13 protein-coding genes and 4 pseudogenes are annotated in these 21,216 nt (G+C 58.8%); 9 read left to right on the top strand and 8 right to left on the bottom strand.

Going from position 1 to position 21,216, the window contains the following annotated elements; all coding sequences use genetic code 11:
• The first annotated feature begins 641 nt into the window (after positions 1 to 641).
• Complete coding sequence (locus tag HZZ13_RS37415; RefSeq protein WP_197961871.1) at positions 642 to 1,016, top strand: helix-turn-helix domain-containing protein; 375 nt, start codon at positions 642 to 644, stop codon at positions 1,014 to 1,016.
• Positions 991 to 2,280, top strand: a complete 1,290-nt coding sequence (locus tag HZZ13_RS23370; protein ID WP_210349447.1) for a type II toxin-antitoxin system HipA family toxin — start codon at positions 991 to 993, stop codon at positions 2,278 to 2,280. The genes HZZ13_RS37415 and HZZ13_RS23370 overlap by 26 nt, the downstream gene beginning before the upstream one ends.
• 277 nt (positions 2,281 to 2,557) lie before the next feature.
• Here HZZ13_RS23370 and HZZ13_RS23365 read toward each other — a convergent pair whose 3' ends face one another.
• Positions 2,558 to 2,728 (bottom strand): hypothetical protein, encoded by a 171-nt coding sequence (locus HZZ13_RS23365; protein ID WP_197961869.1) that lies wholly within the window; start codon positions 2,726 to 2,728, stop codon positions 2,558 to 2,560.
• 530 nt (positions 2,729 to 3,258) lie between these two features.
• Between HZZ13_RS23365 and HZZ13_RS23360 the strand changes: the two genes are divergently transcribed.
• Positions 3,259 to 5,631 (top strand): NEL-type E3 ubiquitin ligase domain-containing protein, encoded by a 2,373-nt coding sequence (locus tag HZZ13_RS23360; RefSeq protein WP_246504532.1) that lies wholly within the window; start codon positions 3,259 to 3,261, stop codon positions 5,629 to 5,631.
• A gap of 881 nt (positions 5,632 to 6,512) precedes the next feature.
• Here the strand turns inward: HZZ13_RS23360 and HZZ13_RS23355 are convergent.
• Positions 6,513 to 7,580: pseudogene (locus tag HZZ13_RS23355) on the bottom strand (IS110 family RNA-guided transposase).
• A 226-nt stretch (positions 7,581 to 7,806) separates the two neighbouring features.
• Here HZZ13_RS23355 and HZZ13_RS23350 point away from each other — a divergent pair.
• Positions 7,807 to 8,124 (top strand): DUF1648 domain-containing protein, encoded by a 318-nt coding sequence (locus HZZ13_RS23350; protein ID WP_197961868.1) that lies wholly within the window; start codon positions 7,807 to 7,809, stop codon positions 8,122 to 8,124.
• 837 nt (positions 8,125 to 8,961) lie between these two features.
• On the opposite strand, the gene HZZ13_RS23345 is transcribed toward HZZ13_RS23350, so the two are convergent.
• Positions 8,962 to 9,972: a PAS domain S-box protein gene (locus HZZ13_RS23345; protein ID WP_210349446.1), complete on the bottom strand. Its 1,011-nt coding sequence runs from the start codon at positions 9,970 to 9,972 to the stop codon at positions 8,962 to 8,964.
• A gap of 231 nt (positions 9,973 to 10,203) precedes the next feature.
• Positions 10,204 to 11,649 (bottom strand): IS1182 family transposase, encoded by a 1,446-nt coding sequence (locus HZZ13_RS23340; protein ID WP_197961867.1) that lies wholly within the window; start codon positions 11,647 to 11,649, stop codon positions 10,204 to 10,206.
• Positions 11,650 to 12,752: 1,103 nt separating this feature from the next.
• Between HZZ13_RS23340 and HZZ13_RS36925 the strand changes: the two genes are divergently transcribed.
• Both HZZ13_RS36925 and HZZ13_RS23330 read left to right on the top strand, forming a co-directional pair.
• Positions 12,753 to 13,166 (top strand): ATP-dependent DNA ligase, encoded by a 414-nt coding sequence (locus HZZ13_RS36925; protein ID WP_246504531.1) that lies wholly within the window; start codon positions 12,753 to 12,755, stop codon positions 13,164 to 13,166.
• A gap of 445 nt (positions 13,167 to 13,611) precedes the next feature.
• A complete protein-coding gene (locus HZZ13_RS23330; RefSeq protein ID WP_197961866.1) occupies positions 13,612 to 14,502 on the top strand; it encodes a DUF5655 domain-containing protein in 891 nt (296 codons plus the stop codon).
• Between the two features lie 157 nt (positions 14,503 to 14,659).
• Here HZZ13_RS23330 and HZZ13_RS23325 read toward each other — a convergent pair whose 3' ends face one another.
• Positions 14,660 to 14,881 (bottom strand): hypothetical protein, encoded by a 222-nt coding sequence (locus HZZ13_RS23325; protein WP_197961865.1) that lies wholly within the window; start codon positions 14,879 to 14,881, stop codon positions 14,660 to 14,662.
• 1,333 nt (positions 14,882 to 16,214) lie between these two features.
• Here HZZ13_RS23325 and HZZ13_RS23320 point away from each other — a divergent pair.
• Both HZZ13_RS23320 and HZZ13_RS23315 read left to right on the top strand, forming a co-directional pair.
• The gene (locus HZZ13_RS23320; protein ID WP_197961864.1) at positions 16,215 to 16,823 is read left to right on the top strand and encodes a hypothetical protein; all 609 of its coding nucleotides are present in this window, start codon (positions 16,215 to 16,217) and stop codon (positions 16,821 to 16,823) included.
• A gap of 207 nt (positions 16,824 to 17,030) precedes the next feature.
• Positions 17,031 to 17,742 (top strand): annotated as a pseudogene (locus HZZ13_RS23315) (IS5 family transposase); the annotation flags it as partial.
• 16 nt (positions 17,743 to 17,758) lie between these two features.
• Here the strand turns inward: HZZ13_RS23315 and HZZ13_RS23310 are convergent.
• Positions 17,759 to 18,861: pseudogene (locus tag HZZ13_RS23310) on the bottom strand (IS630 family transposase).
• Between the two features lie 202 nt (positions 18,862 to 19,063).
• On the opposite strand from HZZ13_RS23310, the pseudogene HZZ13_RS36920 reads away from it, so the two are divergent.
• Positions 19,064 to 19,309: pseudogene (locus tag HZZ13_RS36920) on the top strand (helix-turn-helix domain-containing protein); the annotation flags it as partial.
• A 95-nt stretch (positions 19,310 to 19,404) separates the two neighbouring features.
• On the opposite strand, the gene HZZ13_RS23300 reads toward HZZ13_RS36920, so the two are convergent.
• The gene (locus HZZ13_RS23300) at positions 19,405 to 20,718 is read right to left on the bottom strand and encodes a type II toxin-antitoxin system HipA family toxin (RefSeq protein WP_246504529.1); all 1,314 of its coding nucleotides are present in this window, start codon (positions 20,716 to 20,718) and stop codon (positions 19,405 to 19,407) included.
• Complete coding sequence (locus HZZ13_RS23295; RefSeq protein ID WP_197961863.1) at positions 20,702 to 20,953, bottom strand: helix-turn-helix domain-containing protein; 252 nt, start codon at positions 20,951 to 20,953, stop codon at positions 20,702 to 20,704. Before HZZ13_RS23295 ends, HZZ13_RS23300 begins: the two co-directional genes overlap by 17 nt.
• Between the last annotated feature and the right edge of the window lie 263 nt (positions 20,954 to 21,216).

Here is a 21,216-nt window from a genome sequence, read left to right as displayed (position 1 = left end):
GATTGCCTCGGACCCGTTCGCGACCTCGACGAGGTCTGCCGCCGACATGGCGCATGTATCGAGGAGGCGGCCTTCGGCTGCGCAGAGCCACCCTAGTTTGGTGTCAGATTGCAACCGGGATTGCGTTCCTTGGATCATTTGGCGCTTGGTCATAGCTTCTCCATTGATCTTGAACTGCGTGGCTCGAATCATCCGGCCTTTCACACGAATGGGAAGTGCGCTGGCAATCATGGGCACGCCCGGATCACCTAGCGCCTCATGTTTTGACGCGGTTTCTCGTCGCAGCGAGCTCGTCTCCTATATCCCCCATCCGCTGCCAGTCGCGGAGATCGTTGTGGGCCGGCAACGCCGCTCGACACCGAGCGGACGCTAAGGACCATGCTTCGCTCGATCGGGCTCGGATTTCCCGGCGCACGGTCGCCGTCGATCTCCTCTTCAATGAACCCAGTTGCCCGGCGCAGAATTCCCGATCGGTAACTTTCCGGATCGCTTAGCCTCGGCTCGAGGTAAATGTTCCCGCTCGGTAACTTTTATCCTCTATCCATCGGATCGGCGAAAAGTTCCCGTTCGGTAACTTTCCTCTGGACATTTGCTGTTTCAACCCATAAAGTTCCCGCTCGGTAACTTACGGCGAGAGAGCTATGAACACGCCTCCAAAACGCAATCCCCCCTCGGGCGGAAACGAGGCTCCTGGCGAGACCGGTGTCGCACGCCGAGCCGCCGAGTTCGCTGCAGCATTCGGTCGCCTCATCCAGGAAGAACGCAAACGCCAGGGCCTCCGGCAGGACGAGCTGGCCATGGTGAGCGGGACAGGAAAGCGCTTCATCGTCGACCTCGAGGCCGGAAAAAGCACCTGTCAGCTCGGGCGCAGCCTGCACGTGGCAAACGTGCTTGGGCTGCGCATCGAGGAGGTTCTCAAGGATGCGCAAGTCCGCCGCGCGAACACTTCCGAGACACCGGACATTCCCGACAGCGACGAGGAGGAGCCTCATGGACCGTCTTCCCGTCTACTTTGAAACGCGAGAGGTCGGTTGGATCACGGCCGCCGACGAAGCGTCAGGCTTCACCTATGCCGAATCCTGGCGCGGGCTGACCGGCGCCTTCCCTGTGTCGCTCACCATGCCGCTCTCGCAGGCGTCGCATGATGCTTCGGCAATTCTGGTATGGGCGGCAAATCTGCTGCCGGAGAACGCAACTCTGGGGATCGTAGGTCATATGCTCGGCAAGTCCCCGGCCGATGTCATCGGCCTTCTTGCCGAGATGGGCCGCGACACCGCCGGCGCGCTCTCCGTCGGACAGCCTGGCACCGGGCTGATCGCCGGCAAATGGCGAGAGATTCCCGACAAGGCCTCGCTCGAGCGCATCCTCAATGAGCTACCCCACAAGCCCTTTCTCGTCGGGGAAGATGGCGTGTCGATGTCGCTTGCCGGTGTGCAGACGAAGCTCGCCGTCGCTCTGGATGGCGACACCCTCTACATACCGATCGACGGCGCGCCATCGACCCACATCATCAAGCCCGATGGCGAGCGCTTGCCTGGCGCCGTCCAGAACGAGGCATTCTGCCTGACGCTCGCGCGCATGATCGGAATCCCGACGCCGAAGGTGACGACCGGGACGGCAGGCGAACGTAGCTACCTGCTGGTTGAGCGCTATGACCGCCGTCATGACGGCAAGAGGTGGCGGCGGCTGCATCAGGAGGACTTCTGCCAAGCCCTGGGCCGACCGCCAGCTGCCAAGTACCAGAACAACGATAGAGGACTAAAAGGACCATCATTGGCCGACATGGTCGGCGTGACCCAGCGCCACATGACAGCACAGGAGACCGCCCGCTTCGTCGATCTTGCCATTTTCAATCCGATAGTGTGGAATACGGATTCCCATGCCAAAAATTACTCGCTGATGCTATCGGCGCGCGGCGCCGCCATGGCGCCAGGCTACGACATCGTCTGTGCGGCGCCATATCCGAAGATCACCCGCAACATGGCTCAGAAGATCGGCGGGCAGAAGCAGGCCGACCAGCTCGGACGCAACCACTGGGAGCGCTTCGCCATCGACTGCAAGCTCTCTCCAGCGCAGACGATCCGGCGCGTCTCGGAGATTGCTCAGGCCGTGACGCACCATGCAATGGCGGCCAAGGCCGAGGTCGAAGCCATGCCTGCCGGCGGCGATCCCGTCCTGGACACAGTGGTCGAGGCGGTTATTTCGCGAGCACGCGGCTACCTAGAGCGCCTGAAGCAAGCGGCGCCAGCGCCGGAAGGCGCAGCAGCCCCATCGCCCTAGGAATAGACGCATGTCGCCGAGCCCGCCTGCCTCACCGCCTGAAAATGTGGCTGCACATCTGCGCTCAAGGCTCGCGGGGGGACGTGACCGATGAATGTCCGCACAACGATACGATCATCGCACTCGAGGCGCTACTCGAAGACGACGACAAGGATTTCGCCCAGCAGGCCCCGATCTTCGCATCGTGCTTATGTAGCTTGGCGCGGCGCGCAGGATAGCAAGATGTCTGCTCCGGCACGATATTCGCGACGTGGTGCGCGAAACCGCAAACGGCGGTTTATCGCAAGGCCTGATGCGTGCCGATCGAGTGGCAGAGCGCCCAGGCTGCGGCGAGCTTCGTGCTGATGGTCGTGGCCTTCTTCGCCATCAAGGAGACGAACTCGGCAAGCCGCCACGCCTCATGCTGGTCGTTGTCTCCAAACTCTTGCGGCCAAATCCTTGTGTCCAAACGCTTGGCCCGCTCGCGTTGCGAATCGCGGAAGGGGTCAGTGGATGCGTACCAGCCCCGGCAGGGTCAATATGCGAGTCTTTGGATTTCTACCTTCGTCAAAGATGCCGCTTAGGTCATGGCTCTCGCTTCGGAGCAATTGGCCGCTCTGCGACAAAGTCGCGCCGGACCGGAGAAGGTCGCTAGCAAGGCGGTGTCGGAAGATATGGACCATGCAGCGGCGGACATATGACCTTACGTTCAGTAGACCAGACTGGTACCGACATTGCGATGCTTCCCAGCTTCCGGCGCGCACAAGCGCGGACGTTCTTGAGAGGCTCAAAAATCGGCTTCTCGAAACCCCGAGATGGTCCGGACTCGGCATGCCGAACTGCGGTACGGGCATTCAAGCGCTAAGCCTCCCACGGAGATCTAACAGGGCAGTTACAATCATTCTGATTCCTCGTCAGCTTCTCGAAAGCTAAGCCGCGTAGCGAGAACGTGTTTATCCAGGTTCGACATTAGCTGCTCAGATTTGTCAGGAGAATTGGATGGATCCGTTCAACCACCTCCACCCATTCGAGGCCCCAGATGTCGAGCGGGCGTACGACGACGAGCTGGAACAGCAGCAGGAGTACCAAGCGGGGTTTCAGCAGCACCTGAACGAGTTGCATCCGCACGAGCGCCCGCCCCAGCATTCAAATAGTCTCGGCGACCGCGACGTTGTGTCGAACAGAGATGCAGATTTTTTGAGAATGCCGCACGGGGATCGCGTCGGACAAGGCACCTCGCGGTTGCCCTCGGATTCGCCCGCCTTCTCTGGACACGGGGTCAATCAAGATCTGCTTTTTGCGGCCGCGGATCGCGGTGGCCAGTTGCCAGCCGGTAGTTTCAGTCTGACGGATAGTTGGCACGGCCTGGATGCAGCCGCCAATTGGCCGACGCAAAGTTTCGATCAGGAGGAGCATTGGTGGCCCGCTGATGTGGTGCCTGAGTGGCCAACCACCCCGGCAATTCCTTGGCAGCAAAATCTCGGAGCATCAATCTTCGGCCGACAGCTCCGGCCAGGCGATGGCAGTACGACGGACCTTGAAGACCCCGTCCTCAGGCAATCGCGGCTCGACCACATCTTGGACAACTGGGCCGCCGAGGAGGGGCAGACGGAAGACGAAGACCGCCGAGAGGCCGTAAGACGAATTAGAGCCTGGGCAGAGGCCGGCGACGTCTATACAGGGCTGGAGCTGCATGATCTGGGCCTGACGACACTGCCCGCCGCCCTTCCGCCCGGGCTCCAGTCGCTCAATGTCAGCGATAACGAGCTGGTGCGCCTGCCTGACACCCTCCCGTCCGGACTCCGGACGCTTGGTGCCAGCAACAACCGGCTAACCCGCCTGCCCGACACCCTCCCGACCGGACTCCAATCTCTGGTCATCGGCGGCAACCAGCTGACCGGGCTTCCCGAAACGCTTCCGGAGAGCCTTTCGACACTCGCCGTCTGCAGCAATCGGCTGACCAGCCTGCCAGACAACCTGCCGGCCGGGCTCCAGGACCTCGATGTCCGCGGCAACTTGCTGACCCGCCTACCCGACACCCTACCGACCGGGCTTCAGTCGCTTGCCCTCGGCAGCAACCGGTTGACCAGTCTACCCGACACTCTCCCGCCCGAACTCAAAGAGCTCGAAGCCGACGGCAACCGGCTGACCAGCCTGCCCGACACTCTCCCGGCCGAGCTCCTGTTGCTCTTCGCCCGCGATAACCGGCTGAACAGCCTGCCCGAGACCCTCCCGACTGAGCTCCAGAGACTCCACGTCAGCGGCAACAGCCTGTCGAGCTTGCCCGAGAACCTCCCGACCGAGCTCCAGGTGCTCGAGGCACGCAACAATCGGCTGACCAGCCTGCCGGAGACCCTGCTAACCCGGCTAGGTTCTGGGTGCATGGTTTATGTGGAGGATAATGCATTGCCCGAGCAGGTGCGGACGAATTTGGCGGCAGCCCTGAATGCGCCGAGCTATGCCGGCCCGCGCGTCTTCTTTTCAATGGATGAGGGGACAATGGTGGTCCAGGAACGGCCGCTGGCCGATGCGGTCGCGGACTGGTTGAAGGGCGAGCCGGAGGCGATCGCCGCCTGGCAGAACTTCGCCCACGAGGAGGGGGCCCCGGAATACGCGCTCTTCCTCGACAAGCTGCAGAAGACTGTGAATTATGACAATCCCGAATTCCGGGAGGCGGTGGCCGAGGATCTACGGCAGGCAGCGATCAGGCCGGAATTGCGGCGGCAGTTTTTCGAGCTGGCCTACGGGGCGAGCGAGACCTGCCAGGATCGAGTCACCCTGACCTGGAACGGCATGCAGACCGCACGTCTGAAGGCTGATGTCGAGGACGGAGCCTATGACGATCGGCTTGGCGAACTCATCCAGCAGGCGCGGGTCCTGTTCCGCCTGAACGCACTCGAGCCGATCGCCCGTCAGAAGGTCGACTCGCTCGGGTTCGTCGACGAGATCGAGGTCTATCTCGCCTATCAGGTCAAGCTACGTGAGCGGCTGGACCTGCAGCTCATCGCTCCGGACATGCGATTCTTTGATGTCGCCCACGTCACTGAAGACGACATCACCGCAGCCGAGATCCAGGTGCGCAATGAGGAGGCGGCCGGGTTCGCCGACTATCTGGCAACTCGCTGGCAGCCCTGGGAGATGGTGGTGAGCCGGATCGCCCCACAAGCCTATGCACAGATGGAGGGCCGGCTCAGGCAGGCGATGGACGAGGAGTTTCCGAGCCGCCTTGAGCAACGGCTCGCCGAGCATCAGCTAACCGGAGATAGCGATGCCGAGGTGCAATTCGGGGCCCAGATCGGCGAGGAGATCGCCCGCGAGATCAAGGGCCCTCTGATGCGCCAAGTGCTTGGGGACCACGGGCTTGAGCTGTGAAGCGGCCATCCAATTACGAGGAGCGTCAATTTTGCTTCCACCCGGGCGTCGCTACCTCCTGTTGTTTTCGGATGCCGGCACGCTGAATGGGGCGCTTGTTGAAAACCCTCGGCCGGCAGATCTACGGACATGGCGGCGCTCGATCTCCCCGAAAGGTGACCGCGGAGGCGCGCGGCAGCGGCCCAGGTGCAACTCATTGCGCCAATCGCACTCAGAGGCCCTTCGTTCTGCGGACTGACGCAAGCGCGCCTTGAGCTCTGAGCGCACGTCTGACTGCAGACGAGGCGTTCTCACGGGCAGCATCGCGATGCGCCCTTACCGCCTCTTCCGCGGACTTTCAGATTTAGCGAGGATGCAATCCTCGCCGAAATTGATCCATTCACTAAATCTTATAGGGATGACGACGGCTGTAGTGGATACCAGTCGGCGTTGGCCGGGAAGGGGCTGTATGGCGGCCAAGAGCACGCCGGAGATCGCGCAGGAATTCGCGCAGGCGGCGCTCAGCGCCGCACCGGTATCATTCTGGGACCTCGGCGTGAGCGGAAGAGGCTCAAGGGGCAGTTAACTGGCGGCCTCAGCGCGTCGAGCGTGTAGGACGTCGCTCATGTCTTAGGGTGCGTACTCATCGGTGGACGCCCCGCGAGATGCAAGCGATTTTTGAAGAAGATCGGCACGTAGTCGGATGCTGCCATCTGTCCAGCCTCTGATGGTGCAGCGATGAAGCTGCGGGCCCGTATGGGAGTTCGCAGACCGGAACCAATCATAAAAGCGTGCTCTGGGCACGATGAGTACGCCTGGTTCTTCCGGCCTCGTCTCGCCGATTGTTGCGCCATACTCTCCTTCGACCGACTACACCTCCGACGACCTCAGGTCCGCCAGGATCACGCCTTAGCTGCGACCGGAGCCCTGTAATTCTCCTGCTTGATAAGTAGCGCCCAGACGATCCGCGCCATCTTGTTGGCGAGCGCGACCATTACCAGCATGCGTGGTTTGCGAGCCAGCATCTGTTCGAGCCACGAACCACTTGGCGCACCGCGTTTTGCTCGCCTGTTGCACAACCGCGCTGCTGCCGATGATGAGGAGGCGCCTAAGCGTGCGTTCGCCCATATTGGATGTCGCACCGAGCTTCTGCTTGCCGCCTGTCGATCTTTGAAGAGGCGTGAGACCGAGCCCATGCCGCGAAGTCACGGCCTTTGGAAAAGGTCTCGGCCGGCGGCGCTAGAGCGGCGATCGCGGTGGCGCAGATTGGGCCAATGCCAGGAATGGTCATCAGCCTGCGCGATACCTCGTCTTCGCAAGCGCGCCGAGCGATCTCCCGGTCGAGATATGCGATCTTGCCATTCAACTCGGCGAGCAGGTCTAGCATCATTCGTAACATGGGGCGGGCCGCTTCGGGAAGTGAACTGGCCATGGCTTTCTTCTTCGATGTGATCGGTAAGTTTCGCCACATGTGATGGCCCCTTGGGCGCAATCCAGCCATACTCCGTGAAGTGTCCTCGGATCGCGTTGATGAGCTGGGTTCGTTCCCGCACTAACAGGTCACGGGTTCGAAATACCAAGCCCGCAGCCTGTTGCTCCTCGCTCTTTACGGCAACGAACCGCATGCTGGGCCGCTGCGCGGCTTCGATCAATTGCGTCGTTCTTTTGTCGCTTCACAAATTGGCTTTACATAGGCGGGAAGGGATCGGCCAAACGCTATGGCCAAGCTGCGCGAGCTGCCGAGCCCAGTGATGAGCTCCTCCACATGCCTCTAAGGCTACTGTGCAAATCGGCTGAGCCGCGAAGAAATCCAGCAACTTTCCCCGGCTGATCCGTTTGCTGAACAAAGTCCGTCCTTTCCCGTCCGCGCCATGAACGTGGAAAACATGCTTGGCGATATCCAGACCGATTATGCTAACCCACACGTCCACTTTGGCACATCGATGCCGTCGGCGGGGCGTCCACCCCATCATAAAATCTGCTGCTAAGAGAAGGCGCGCGTGATGTCCGCTTCTCATCCAACAGCGGCACGAAAGCGGACGCTGTCGGACTTCCGAAGAGGGCCAGAAGCGGTCGTAGCGTCCAGTCAATCTATCGGCAACCATAAGGAACGAGACGCAAACGGCTCCACCTAAACAAGAGTGGATTGCTTGTCCGTCTCTGGATAGTCTCGGCTGGTGTTTGAAGGCGGAAAGCATGGTGCCAGCAGACTACGTCTTTGGCTTCGCTATCGCGTTGGTCGTTGGGTTAAACCTTTATCTTGGCCCGCGTGTCGCAAGCGAGCGCATTGCTATGCAGTGGGGTCCAAATGGAGAGCCAACTTGGTACGCGCCAAAATGGCTCGCTATGTGGGGAATGATTGCCTTCATGGCGGTCGTCAGGCTCTTCATTTGGCTGGCTTCAACATATGCGCCGCAGCATGTGCACAGTGCTGAATTAGGGATAGTCATTTTCTCCCTAATCGCTGCCGGTTCTCACCTGTTCGTTTTGATGAAGGCGAGAGCGCCTCTCTGAAGCTTCGTGCAAGTCGGCTGTGGGTCAAACTGCGAAGAACTCAGAATGAGCAAATCTGGTCCGCTCTGCCTCAAAATCCGGACCTCCATGACGCCAGCCGCGACTTCGCCGATGGGCCATCAGCAGACGCGTCCGAACGGAAAGATGCGGTCAAGTAAGCAGCCGCCTACCTGATTGATCAATGAACAGCGGGGAAATGCGAGAGAGGCTACGGCAATCGGAGCGCTCGTAGAGCACATGCGGCCGATGCTCGCGGGCTAAAACCCGAAAGTGCAAGTCGCCGCGATTGTCCAGCTTCTCGCTTCATTACCCGGCGGCAAATACCGGTGACAGTCTAAGGCTGCCTCTCGTGCGGCCTTCTGCTCTCAGCGATAGTTATTAGGCATACACGACGCCGGCCGTTCGAGCTGGTAATTGCGCTGCTACCAAGTGAGGTCGAAAGCAACGCTGTAATAGTGGGAGGTGTTACGGAGGCGAACCTGCCGCAGGATCTTAAAAATTCGCGCCGATCGTCTTCTTCTGGAGAGGACATGGCGGCTCCTATGATTTTCTCGAAATAATCATTAGTCGATTAGAGAGTTAAGCAGTTTAATCACGAAATGTTACCAATCCCGTCTCGGTCGCCGGAGCCTTTTTACACGCTCGGCGAGATTTGGACGACGCCTGTCGTGACATCGGAGACCCGCCGCCGCGCGGGCATTGAAATGTCGCCCGAGGTCGGTGCGGGTCACAAGCGGCCGTCGAAGCGAGCGTGGCCCCGCGTCCGCTCTAGCGACGATATGGGCCATGAGGAGAAGTTGCCGAGCGAGAGCGGCGAAGCCAAGCTCGACTGGGATTTTATGTCGGAACGGTGATGTCGCAAACAAGCCCTTCCGCGCGCCAATCAAAGAGCACCTTGCCGCCAAGCGGGCTGATCGTTCCTTCGATGAGGCGACTACCAAAGCCCTTGCGTTCGGGCGCATTTACCCTCGGACCGCCAAATTCCGTCCACCGGAGCATTAGCTGTCCATCCTCGGTGCGCGACCAGGCCAATCCAATGCGGCCTTTCGCGTTAGATAGCGCTCCATACTTGGAAGCATTGGTTGCTAATTCATGCAAGACCACAGCAACCGCCTGCGCAGCGGTGGGGTCTAACACGGTCTGCAGACCCTCCATCACGATCCGCTTGTCGTCGCCCTCTTCGAGATAAGGGGCGAGCTCCTGCTTGGCGATGGCCGAGACTTCGGCTCCTATCCACCGCGCTTCAACAAACAGCGAGTGAACATTTGCCATCGCTTGGATGCGCCCGCTGATCACTTCCTTGAGGCCCTCGGAGGTGTCGGACTGAGAAAGATTGATGACTGCCTGTACGTTCGCGAGGATGTTCTTGCTTCGGTGCTCCGCCTCGCGAGCCAGAATACTAATCTGCTCCTGAGTTTGCTTCCGTTCGGTAATATCTCTAGCAATCTTTGATGCGCCAACGACGTTGCCGTTGCCGTCTTTGACGGGAGAAATGGTCAACGAAACGATGATCGAGCTACCATCCTTCCGTCGCCGAACAGTCTCAAAATGGTCGATGCGCTCACCTCGTCGGATGCGGGTCAAAATGTCGCGTTCTTCGCTTTGCCGGTCCTCCGGGATCACAAGTGTAATAGGCCGGCCGATCGCCTCGGGGGCCGAGTAGCCGAAGATGCGCTCAGCCGCCTTGTTCCAGCTTGTGATAATGCCATCTAGATTCTTGCTAACGATCGCATCGTCGCTAGACTCGACTATCGAGGCCAGCAGATTGGCCAAGCGTTCGGCACGTTCCAGAGCCGGCTCGCTGACGAGAGCCTTGTTTTGAAGTCCCGACTCGTTTTTAGGCGTCAATGGAACTCCCCAAATCCAGGTGCTACGCTACCGTTGGTGCTCCAATTATAGCATCGAACGCAATGGCCGGAATGTCTCCATTGGGTCTTGGTGGTGTGCAAACAGATGGTCAGTACGCGACCGTGATCGCCAATCATTGCAGGCGTTCGATGTTCTCGCATCGGATCGTCCAATGACCGGCCAAAGTGGGTATCGCGAGTGGTATTGCGCTATGGACGCACTTTTCGGCCTTCAGGCGGCGCGGATGGCTGCAATCAGGCCCGGTTTGCCGACGATGTTCATCACCCGTGTGAGGTTATAGGCGAGAACATGCAGCGCCATCTCGGCGGCGACGTTCGGTAGGCGCTTCATCAGGAAGTGGGTCGCACCCATACGGGCTTTGATCGTGCCGAAGGGATGCTCGACCGTCTCGCGCCGCCTCCGCATGGCGTCGGGATCGGAATCGAGCCGTCTCTGGACCTCCTCGACCACATGCTCATGCTCCCAGCGCGTGATGCGGCGCTCCTTGGACGGCGTACATTGGCTCTTGATCTCGCAGCATTGGCACGCCGCTGTCGACCAGTAACGGCGCAGCGTCATTCCATGCTCGATGTTGGTGTAGTGATAGGGCAGCAGCTGGCCGGAAGGGCAGCGGTAGACGTCCTCATCAGGCAGGTACGCGAAGTCCTGTTTGCCGAACCGGCCCTCCGCCTTGGCGTTCGACGTCATGGGCTTGGGCAAGGTGACTGCAACGCCAGCCTCTTCGCAGGCCAATATCTCCTCTCCGTCGAAGTAGCCACGGTCGGCGACCGCCTCGAGTTTGTCCACTTCGAGCACTTCTTTGGCTTGCTTCGACATCCGAGCAAGCTGTCCACGGTCGTTGCCGACGCTTATAACCTCGTGCGTAACAATCAGATGGTGTTCGGTGTCCACGGCGACCTGGACATTGTAGCCGACGACGCCCGATCCGCGTCCGCTGGTGGCCATCGAACGGGCGTCCGGATCGGTGAGCGATATCTGTTGATCCGGCGTGTTGCGCATCTGCGCATCAAGGACTTCCAGGCGGCTCATCTCCTGCTTCAGCCGAGCGATCTTTTCCTTAATCCTCGTCGTCTTGATGCTGATCGCTTCCGATGGCTCCTGCCGATCGGCGCTATCGAGTTGACGCAGATATCGACCGACGCTTTCCTCGATCTGCGCTATCCGCCTCGCCATCTTGGCATGCGTGAAGTTGCGGTCGCGGTTGTTCACCGCCTTGAACTTGCTGCCGTCGATTGCGACGCTCGGGATCTGCAACAGGCCCATCTGCCGGCATAGGGCAATGAACTTCGCACAAACCTTCCGGATCGCCGCGCCATTGTCTTTCCGGAAATCGGCGACCGTCTTGTGATCAGGAGCCAGGCGGCCAATCAGCCACATCACCTCGACATTGCGGCACGCCTCGCGTTCAAGGCGCCGGCTGGATTGCACCCGATTGAGATAACCGTAGATGTAAAGCTTCAGAAGGACTGCCGGATGATAGGAGGGCCGGCCCGTCTCCTTGGCGACTACACGCTCGAACCCCATTCCATGGAGGTCCAGCGCCTCGACAAACGCATCGATCACATGGACCGCATTGTCCTCGCTTACCCAATCCTCCAGGCATTCCGGCAAGAGCGTCAGTTGGGATCTGTCCGCGCCTTCAACGAAACGTCCCATCCGTATCCCCCGTCTGGAAACGGAGGAATCGTACCCGACTCGCGACTTTTCACACAGCCAGGGTCAGCAGGCGTCGAAGCGAGCGTGGCCCCGCGTCCGCTCTACCGACGACAACCGACATCACAAGGGGCTTATTCAGATTTCGTCCGTGCCGCGATCTCTTGACCTTTAGCAACGTTCGTACGAATTCCAACCGAAGATACCGTTCGGGCGCGAGGTCTGTTGGCTCTATCAGAAAGGCGACCTTCACGAAAAAGCGGTTCAACAGCGAAGTAATCAGAAGATTGTTCGAATGTTTAGAACGGAGCGCCGTAAGTTGGCGACGCATGTCGATGAGATCAAGCGTTTCGCGTTCCGGCCGCTCTCTCAATTGAAGCTCGCGTGGCTAACCTGTGGCGAAGCCACCGCACCGAGTATAATGGCGCGGCGACTTCTCCGGTGTGGACCGGACAGGGCAATTTCCGGTCTGCAAGACATTAAGGCGCCGGAGCGCGGTCGCAATCACACTCTGGAATTAAGCTTGATGTTGCTGTTGCGAGTTAATTCTGGAACTGTTCGTATCCTGAGGATCGTCCGCATAATCTTTGGTGCCCATGCCGAGTGTCACCAATGATCTCGACCCAAGGGTCAATAGGAAGGCCCTAAAGCGAGGCCCGGTGTGCCTAGGAGCTGCCTCATAACCTCAGCAGCCTGACAGGAGGTTGTTCGCTACGCGTGCCAGCCCTATCCACGTATGGAGCAATCATGACTGACACTTGCGCAACCTCCTCGGACCAGCCTGCCCTCCTTACGAGGCTGGAGGGGACATAGGGGCAGGCGGTCCGACGGCTGGCGCGTGAGGAGTGCGCCATGCCATCGAACGCTAGTCCCAATCGGTGATTTCACTCTGTGCACTTGTGGACTGAACAAGTATTTGTAGTGTTCCCGCGCCGGAACATGGGGGCCGCAAAATAAAGGACATGCAGGCCAGTTCGAGAAGCTTTCCCGAGACGCCGCTGAGTGCGCTCATATTCGCGACTTGGCGACCGATGCCAGGAAGCGCGAGTTGTTTGCCAGATTGGCCGAACACCTTGATGTGCTCGCGTCGGAAGTAGAGCGAGTTATTGCCGACAGCGGTCGCAGCGATATCGCTCCCGATCTGCCGTCCAAGCCGTGAACTTGATTTCGAACTTGCGCCCTCGATTGAGGCCGCATTTCGCAAATCAGCCGAAAATGCCCATTTATCCCGAATGCGTTCATTTGAGTTTTGCCTGCCGACGAAGGGCATTGCGGTCCCGAGCGGCCCCGATTGGCTTCACGAGGTGAAGTACGACGGCTATCGCTTGCTTCTAGAGCGCGATGGCGATCGCGTGCGCCTGATCACGCGCGGCGGTTACAATTGGACTAGCCGCTATCCATGGATCGTCGAAGCCGCACGCAAGGTCCGCCAGAAGCAGTTCGTGCTCGACGGCGAGGCGGTCGTGCTGGGTGTCGCTGGCGTCTCAGATTTCAACGCGCTGCACTCGCGCAAGCCATGACCACGAGGTACAGTTCTGTGCCTTCGATATTCTCGCGGACAGCGGTGATGATTTCCGCATGCTCCCGTCGTCGATGCGGAAGGCGAACTTGGAGCGACTGCTGGCGCGGCGCCCCGAGGGCGTCTTCATCAATCCCTTTCGAACGTGGCGAGCTTGGGCCTGATCTCTTTCGAGCTGGATGCAAACTGGGGCTTGAGGCCGTATCAGGACGGCAGGACCAAGCACTGGATGAAGGTGAAGACCCGGCAGCACCCGGCGATGAAGCGCGAGTTCTAAGATCGGAGCAATAAGTGATGATGGTAGGGATCGCCAGCCTCCCATATGCAGGCTGCGCCCTCGATCGCGAGATTTAGAGGTGTCTGTCAGCCAAACTTTGCTAAGCTAAAGGCGCATTGATGACGAAGAGAGCGGCGGAGCTAAAATCCGCCCATTTCCGGGGGATCACATGTTGGAAAAAGCCAATGACTTTACGGCCAATTTCGTACGCGCAGAGCGGATATCCCTGAAGCTGCATCCAGAGCTCAATGAAAAATGGGTTCAAGCGCTGATTGCGGACAAACCGTCAATCTTGGGATTGGGAGAATTGGTTCTTCGTGACAAAGAGCGCATGCAGCCGAGAGCCGGTAGGCTGGATTTGCTGCTTGAAGATCCTGATCCTGAAGCAGAACGCCGTTACGAGGTCGAAATCCAACTCGGACCTACTGACGAAGCGCACATAATACGTACGATCGAATATTGGGACATTGAGCGGAAACGCTACCCGCAATACGATCACTGTGCGGTTCTGATAGCTGAGGATATCACCAGCCGCTTTTTCAACGTGATCTCACTTTTCAATGGGAGTATTCCATTAATCGCATTGCAAATGCAGGCTCTAAAAGTGGGCCAACATAACACTGTGATATTTACCAAAATAGTGGATGAGCTGAAACGCGGGCTGGAGGAAGGTCCGCCGCCTCCACCAACAGATCGCGCAGACTGGGAAAAACGAGCTTCGAAGGCCACAGTTCAGCTCGCGGATAATCTGCTGGAGATTGCACGCGAAATCGATCCGTCGTTGGTGCTGTCCTACAACAAGCACTACATCGGGATGTATAAGAACGGCCAGCCGCTCAACTTTTGTACATTCAGACCTAGGAAAAGCACCGTGAATATTGCGATCCGGTTAGAGCGCACAGATGAAATCGATCAGAAAATAGAAGCAGCAGGAATAGAGCAGCTGAGCTTCGCTAACTATGGCGCGTACAGACTTTCGTTGGAAACTAGCGATGTCACGAAGCATCGCGATTTGCTGAAGCAGCTCATGCAGGCTGCATATGAGGCATTTACCAAATGAAGTAGACAGCTCGCGTGACGGGGCTCACAGCCACCACCAGATCATCCGGTGCATGTAGGCCGATTAAGGAGAAGGCTCAACGGTGTCCCGCGTCGGGCTGTTCCAAGTTCATCTGTGCGGGTGCGTCCGCCATGACTTCCGATCTCGGTGGCTAAAATTAGCGCACCGGATCGTGTGCAGACGATGACAGCCGTGCGACCTCAGCGTGGTCACATGTGGCACGAAAGCGCCCGGCGGCAAGCTCGGCCTCGCGCCACTCGGCCCGGCGGTTCTGCTCAATCGCCATCGACTTGCGCGTCGCGACGTCAGCAATGATCTCATCATCAATCTCTCTTCCATCCCGCGTTCGCTTGATACGCAGGACCGTAGACAGCACCATCAAGACATCCCAGTAAGGCGCCCAAAGATCACGGGCGACGACATCGCAGTGTGCGAGAAACCTTCATTTGCCGCACGACCATGCGTGCGCGGATAGTAGCGACCCGAGTGTCCGACACTTGCGGCATGGCACGCGCAATCATTTCCGCCAACCGGGTCGGGATACGGTTTTTGTTCTGGGGATCGATAACCCAGCCGCTTTGCTTTGCCAACCATCAACCTTCGCAGTAGCGGATCCGAATGATCCCACCCGACGCTTGCGTAAGTCGCGCTGACCGGTCTGCGACTAATAGTCTCTCTGATTGAATTCAAGTAATCCAACAAACCACTGGCGGTATATTCCTGAGAGTTGTTGCGTGAACATATTGCAAGTGCAGCATTTTGAAATCGAAAAGGCGTGACAACGATTACCTTTCTCGTCGGTGCTCTTGTGGAGGGTAACATGAACGCTGTATTGGCTCGCTCAACCGCATCTCTCGTTGGAAGTCTTGGTCAATGTCCGAATTGTATTCGCAAGGCCTTCCTAGCGGCCGGCGCGGGGTGGTCACTGACAGCTCTCGCCGGTTGGGCAAATTGGGCTGCACTATTCCCGTTCGTTATGACTGGTGCCTTCGCACTAACCGCCCTGTGGCTCGCACATGTCGTCGCATTTGCAAGAAAGGCCACCGTTCTCAATAATCAGGATGGCTTGCAGAGCACCACCACCTCGCGTCGGGCTCTTTGGCCCCTCCTTGTGCGCGCAGCAGCTTTCGCGGCCTTCGCCTCCGCCTTCTCGCGCTCGGCCTTTGCGGACAGTCCGTGTGGAGGCTGGCCTGATCAAAACCTCGGCTGCGGTCCGTGCCAAAGAAGGAACAGCGTCAGTAGTCCGTGTGAAGATTGTCATAGCTGCGCGCCTAAGCCCGGCTGCGCAGGGACCACTGGGAATTGCTGAATACGGAATTGTTTGCGCGGCTACTTGTGTGGTCTGTGAAGTCACGTGTCCGCGGTCGCGGGGCCGGTAAGGTGTCGGCAGGTCGGCGGGGCGATCCGCGTCGGTAGGAAATCGCTCACGTCGACACTTCTGCCAATGGCAACCCGTGCGAATTCGTCTGCTTGGGGTCAAATGCGACGAACTCAACCTGAGTAAATCAGGTCCGCAATGCCCCACGGACCGGACCTCACTCAAACGTGCCGTCACTTCGCAGATGGGCCAAAAGCAGCAGTCGTCCCCAGAATGAGGATCGCTAACGGCCGGGCTTCAATCTCTGCGGTCGCGTAGGGCCCGGTTTCGCTATTGCAACAGATGGTTGCAATCAGATAGGCTACCTCGTCCTTCATAGCATGGAGTGCCAGATATGGTGCAACGCATGCTCGCAGGTGGACTTATTGCTGCTGCGTGCGGCTTGGCCCCTATTTGGGTTTGTGGTGCGCAAGCGCAGGATATTGCAAAAGCCCTAGACCATATCACGACCACCGCCGACAAGATCTGCGGCATAGTCGCGACGCGCGGCAGCTCAAGCGACATGAAGATAAAGGGGCAGGTGCAAGTAGAAGTCAGCGGCCTCCTTAAGAAGTTAGGCGACCTTGGTGTTACGGTGTCTCCCGACGTATCGAAGAGCGCATACGACAGCGTCGGACGAGAGGAACTCCGAGCAACTCTCGACGATGTCAGGAAGTGTAAACTTGATGTCTATAAGGACTTGAGAGGAATCCTCATTCCGGTTGCACCCGTGCCCGGCGGTCGCGGCGCAACAGAATTCATTGCGCCGAATGAACAGAAGAACAGCGCGCGTCTGGCAGAGTGTGACCCGGTCGACCTGTCGTTTAGACCGGAAAATTTTGGGCCGGGGATGATTGGACCCGGAGTCAGTACAATACGGATGAGGCCGAATCCGAACAATCCGTGCCAACCTAGCGGCACCTGGCAGAAAATTGACGGCGCTTGGAGAAAGATCTCAGATTGACCCTCCTTGGGCTCTTAACCGCGCAAGCTGGTCGCGCCCGCTAAGGGTCACGAACTACAAAACTCAAGGTGAGTATAATAGGTCCGCTTTCGGGTGCATAACGACCAGTTGAGCCTGCCAGCCGAGCCATGATTCAAGCCATCCATCGGAAGGGCTCGAATCATGCGCTACGAACTCACGGACTAAGTGTGGTTTGCCATTAAGCCGATGCTGCCGAATAAATCCCGCGGCGTGCCACGAGCGAATGACCGTCGTGTCCTCAATGGCATCTTCTGGGTCTTGCGATCCGGGGCACTGTGGCGCGACCTGCCGGAAAGCTTCGATCCGTACACGACCTGCTACAATCGGTTCGTTCGCTGGCGACGGGCGGGCGTGTGGCCCAAGCTCCTGAGCGTACTGGGTGGTGCCCATGATGCTGCCGTGCAGATGATCGATACGTCCATTGTTCGCGTCCATCAACATGGGGCCTGTATCACAAGAAACCAGCGCCAATCGATGGGAAGGTCACGCGACGGTCTTACAAGCAAAATCCACGCGGTGGTCGATAGCAATGATCTACCGATAGGGCTTGCGTTGAGCCCCGGCGAGGCGCACGATGTTCGACTTGCCGGAAAACTGCTATCTCGTCTCAAATCCGGATCAATGCTCCTTGCCGACCGTGGCTATGACGCCGACTGGATTAGGGAGCTTGCCATGAAGAAGGGCGCGTGGGCCAACATCCCGCCGAAAAGCAATCACAGCGATCCATCTGCTTTAGCCCGTACCTCTATCGCGCTCGCAACCTCGTCGAACGGTTCTTCAACAGGATCAAGCAGTGCCGTCGGGTGCGACGCGCTACGACAGGCTTGCAGGATACTACCTTGCCTTCGTCCAACTCGCATCTATCCGCCTATGGCTGGCCGCGCATTATAAGTCCGCGCCCTGGTCACGTGAACCTAAAGTTCGCCACATAAAGTCTGCTGGGCTTTGTGGCAGAAGCGTTTGACGGGAAGCCAAGATCTGGTCTGCGGACTTGGTCCATTTGAAGGGCTTCGGGCTATCGTTGTGCCGTTCGATGAAGGTACGGATGTCGGCCTCGAGCTGCCTGACGGAGGTGTGAACACCTCGCTGGATCTGCTTTCTCGTGAGTTCAGCGAACCAGCGCTCGATCTGATTGATCCATGAGGCGGAAGTCGGCGTGAAGTGGACATGATAGTGCGGCCGGCGAGCGAGCCACGCTTTGATCCTGGGCGTCTTGTGGGTGGCGTAGTTGTCCATGACGATATGGACAGCGAGCCCCTCAGGGATTTGAGCGTCGATCTCTTTGAGGAACTTCAAGAACTCGACCGCCCGATGGCGCTTGTAGCATTTGCCAATGACGAAGCCGGAAGCGACATCGAGCGCGGCAAACAGCGTGGTCGTACCATGCCGCACATAGCTGTGCGTGCGACGTTCCGGCACCCCAGGCATCATCGGCAAGACTGGCTGCTCGCGATCGAGTGCCTGGATCTGGCTTTTCTCATCGACACTGAGGACAACGGCTCGGTTCGGTGGGGACAGGTAAAGCCCGACAATATCGCGCACCTTATCGACGAATAGCGGATCGCTCGACAGTTTAAATGTCTGGCTGCGGTGCGGCTGCAAGCCGAACGCCGCCCACATCCGGCGGATCGTGGTGTGAGAAAAGCCAGTTTCCGCAGCCATCGAGCGTTCCGCAGCCATCGAGCGGATCGCGTCGCGTCGGGCGGCGTCGTACGCAATGTCCGCTCGATTACCTCAGCAACCTGATCGTCGTCGATGGTTCGAGGACGGCCAGGGCGGGCTTCGTCAAGCAGACCATCACAGCGATCCTTCAAGAATCGGCGGCGCCACTTGCCAACGGTGTGTTCATGGATGCCAAGGCAGCCACAGACTTGCTTGGCAGACCATCTGCACACTGCAGGATCGCGCGGCACCGCTCAGATAGCGATCGGGCTACGCGATGACGACGAACTTGCCTCTCCAAGTACGCCCGCTCCTGCGGACTCAGCAACAACGGCGCGATCGGCCGGCCTTTCACACCTGCATTCGCAACGAGCGCTCTCCTCTCTAGAGATTCGAGCGATCAACTAATGTCACGAACTTGCGTTCCAGATGACTAGAGAGCATGTTGTTTTTGACTGGAATCGGGATTCCCACCGGGAACGATTTCTGATTCAACCTCCATGCTGGAGGGCGGAGGCCAGCATGGATGACGGTCCCTATTCGGAAGACATCGTGAACGCGCCTTGGCTCGCGCTGACGCGGGCGAGACGGTTCGTTCGATCGCAGAGGCGCTCCAGATCAGCCCCTCCTGCGTGACGAAGTGGAAGAACCTGAGGCGTGATACCGGTGGGCTGGCGCCCGGCCAGATCGGCGGCCACAAGAAGCGGGTTCTGTCGGATGCCAACGCCGACTGGCTGAGCCGCTGGTTGGCTGCTTTCGGGCAACGCTCCCTGTTGCTGATCGCGCTGCTGCTCCTCCGGTAGGCAGCTTCCAGGTTCGGATTGGTCGATCCGGTCTTCCTGCCACCACCGTTCACGGAGGTCATCGTAGCCGGCTGGCAGCTTGCGCAAACCGGCGATCATTCACGATTGTTGAGCACAGCCAGCGAACTCACACGGCGCTTCGCGCCATCGGCAATCGATATGGCCATCTTCTCCGGAAATCCTTTTGGAAGCGCATTCAGCACCTGATCTATGGCTTTTGCGGCTGTATCGCCGAGCTGCTGGATGACAACCTTGACTGTTTTGTCGGGTAGACCGCAGCTTTTCGCAGTCTGCACGAAATGTCGGCCGAGAACCGTGTGGACGACGTAATGCCGGTTGCTGCCGATCGCCATGGCCAGCTTCATTTGGTTTTGGCTGATCTGTCCAGCGTCCAAGCTCGGTTGGGTCGAAATGATGTCGTAAAGGGGGGCAAGATGAAAACGTCCGCCCGGCGCCAAATGAATGCTAAAATTCTTCGCGTGGCCATCGGTGGCGGCAAGCAGCCAGCACACAATCTGCGCCTTGAAGAAAATGGCCTGGTCGTCCTCAGGCGTATCGCTGCCCTTGAGGAAATCCGAGATTTTACGGATGCCGGGTCCGCCATCGGATTCATACTTTCGCGCGGGTGGAACGGACAGCGCCTGGCAGCAGTCTTCCTGCGGCAGCCGCAACAGGCGGCCGTCGCGCGTCCAGATGCGATCGAACCGCTCAACTGCGAGCACGCGACGCCCGGCGAAATCGATGATGCTTGATTTGGCGACAGGCAAACCGAGTGCCGCAACCAGCTCAAGGCAGAGGTGCTCGTTTTCAACACTGCCGGTCAGGTCGATTCCGTTCGGCAACTTCCCGATCTGCGGCTTGATAATGTGCGTAGTTGCGGTCATGCCATGAGGCACGTGCCACTTGTCTTTCCAGTAAAGCAGCGCTGTCTTTTCTTGCGCGCCCGCGAGAGAAATGCGGAAGTCCTGGTCAGGGCCGATGCCGAGCGGATTGCTAGCAAGATTGCCCAGAATGGCGGCGATCTCCTGATCGCTAGCGGCACGGCCATCAATGATGCCGGCAGCGCCGGGTGCGGCACCGTCGGGAAGGAATTGCAGCGCGCCGATGCAATCGCGGCCAATTGCGGAGAGCAGGCTGTAAGCGTCGGCGCCATCAGCAACGGCGGATGTCGTCATTGTCAGGCAGAAGATTGTCAAAACAGCGACGACGGGATCGCCGATATAACGATCCTCCCGCAATGGCAGCGACACCGAAACGGGGATGGCATTTTCCCACGCGAGCCCCTGCTTGTCGTACTGGAAATCGGTTGCGCCGCTGCTCTCGCGCCGCAGCCGCCCGACCAGCCGTGCGTTGAGATAGACGTTATCGGCGCGCGGGCAGGACGACGCGCCATCAGAACAGATCCTCAATCGCTTCAGCCGTCGATTTGGTGCGCGGCCGGATGACCAACTCGAGGTCGAGCGCGGCCAGCGCATCCATCAAAATGCGCAGCTGCGTTGCAGGTGCACCAGCTTCCAGCTTCGAGACCGTCGCTTGACGCGCATGCATCTTCTCACCGAGGCCAGCCTGGGTGAACTTCTTCTGCCGCCGGTAGCGCCTGATCCCGGCGCCAATCTGTTGGGGGGTGCGGGCAATCGTATCCATAAAACAGCATACGCGAATGCGTATATCGAGTCAATATACGCGACCGCGAATATCTCGCGGTTATACGTTCTCGCGTATATTTATGCATAGTACGCATTGCGTATAAGGCCCCGCGATCCCACTGCCTCTCTTATTGAAATTACCAAAAAACCTAAGCTGATGATCGCTGTAGAGCTGGTGGCTCGAATCTGCCCGTGGGCGAGAGAGCCTCCGCGACATGTCGAACGTTCGTATCACTATCGTGCCAAGCAACTCCTTATATT

The sequence above is a fragment of the Bradyrhizobium agreste genome (genome assembly GCF_016031625.1).
Lineage (GTDB): Bacteria > Pseudomonadota > Alphaproteobacteria > Rhizobiales > Xanthobacteraceae > Bradyrhizobium > Bradyrhizobium agreste.
Note: the sequence above shows the minus strand (reverse complement) of the source record. Positions and strands in the feature narration are given on the sequence as shown.

What these genes read in the sequence shown, in the direction of transcription:
- HZZ13_RS23370 (WP_210349447.1), top strand. Translation starts at nt 991, where the DNA reads ATGGACCGTCTTCCCGTCTACTTTGAAACGCGAGAGGTCGGTTGGATC.
- HZZ13_RS23350 (WP_197961868.1), top strand. Translation starts at nt 7,807, where the DNA reads ATGGTGCCAGCAGACTACGTCTTTGGCTTCGCTATCGCGTTGGTCGTT.
- HZZ13_RS23340 (WP_197961867.1), bottom strand. Translation starts at nt 11,649, where the DNA reads ATGGGACGTTTCGTTGAAGGCGCGGACAGATCCCAACTGACGCTCTTG.
- HZZ13_RS23360 (WP_246504532.1), top strand. Translation starts at nt 3,259, where the DNA reads ATGGATCCGTTCAACCACCTCCACCCATTCGAGGCCCCAGATGTCGAG.
- HZZ13_RS23330 (WP_197961866.1), top strand. Translation starts at nt 13,612, where the DNA reads ATGTTGGAAAAAGCCAATGACTTTACGGCCAATTTCGTACGCGCAGAG.
- HZZ13_RS23295 (WP_197961863.1), bottom strand. Translation starts at nt 20,953, where the DNA reads ATGGATACGATTGCCCGCACCCCCCAACAGATTGGCGCCGGGATCAGG.
- HZZ13_RS37415 (WP_197961871.1), top strand. Translation starts at nt 642, where the DNA reads ATGAACACGCCTCCAAAACGCAATCCCCCCTCGGGCGGAAACGAGGCT.
- HZZ13_RS23325 (WP_197961865.1), bottom strand. Translation starts at nt 14,881, where the DNA reads ATGGTGCTGTCTACGGTCCTGCGTATCAAGCGAACGCGGGATGGAAGA.
- HZZ13_RS23320 (WP_197961864.1), top strand. Translation starts at nt 16,215, where the DNA reads ATGGTGCAACGCATGCTCGCAGGTGGACTTATTGCTGCTGCGTGCGGC.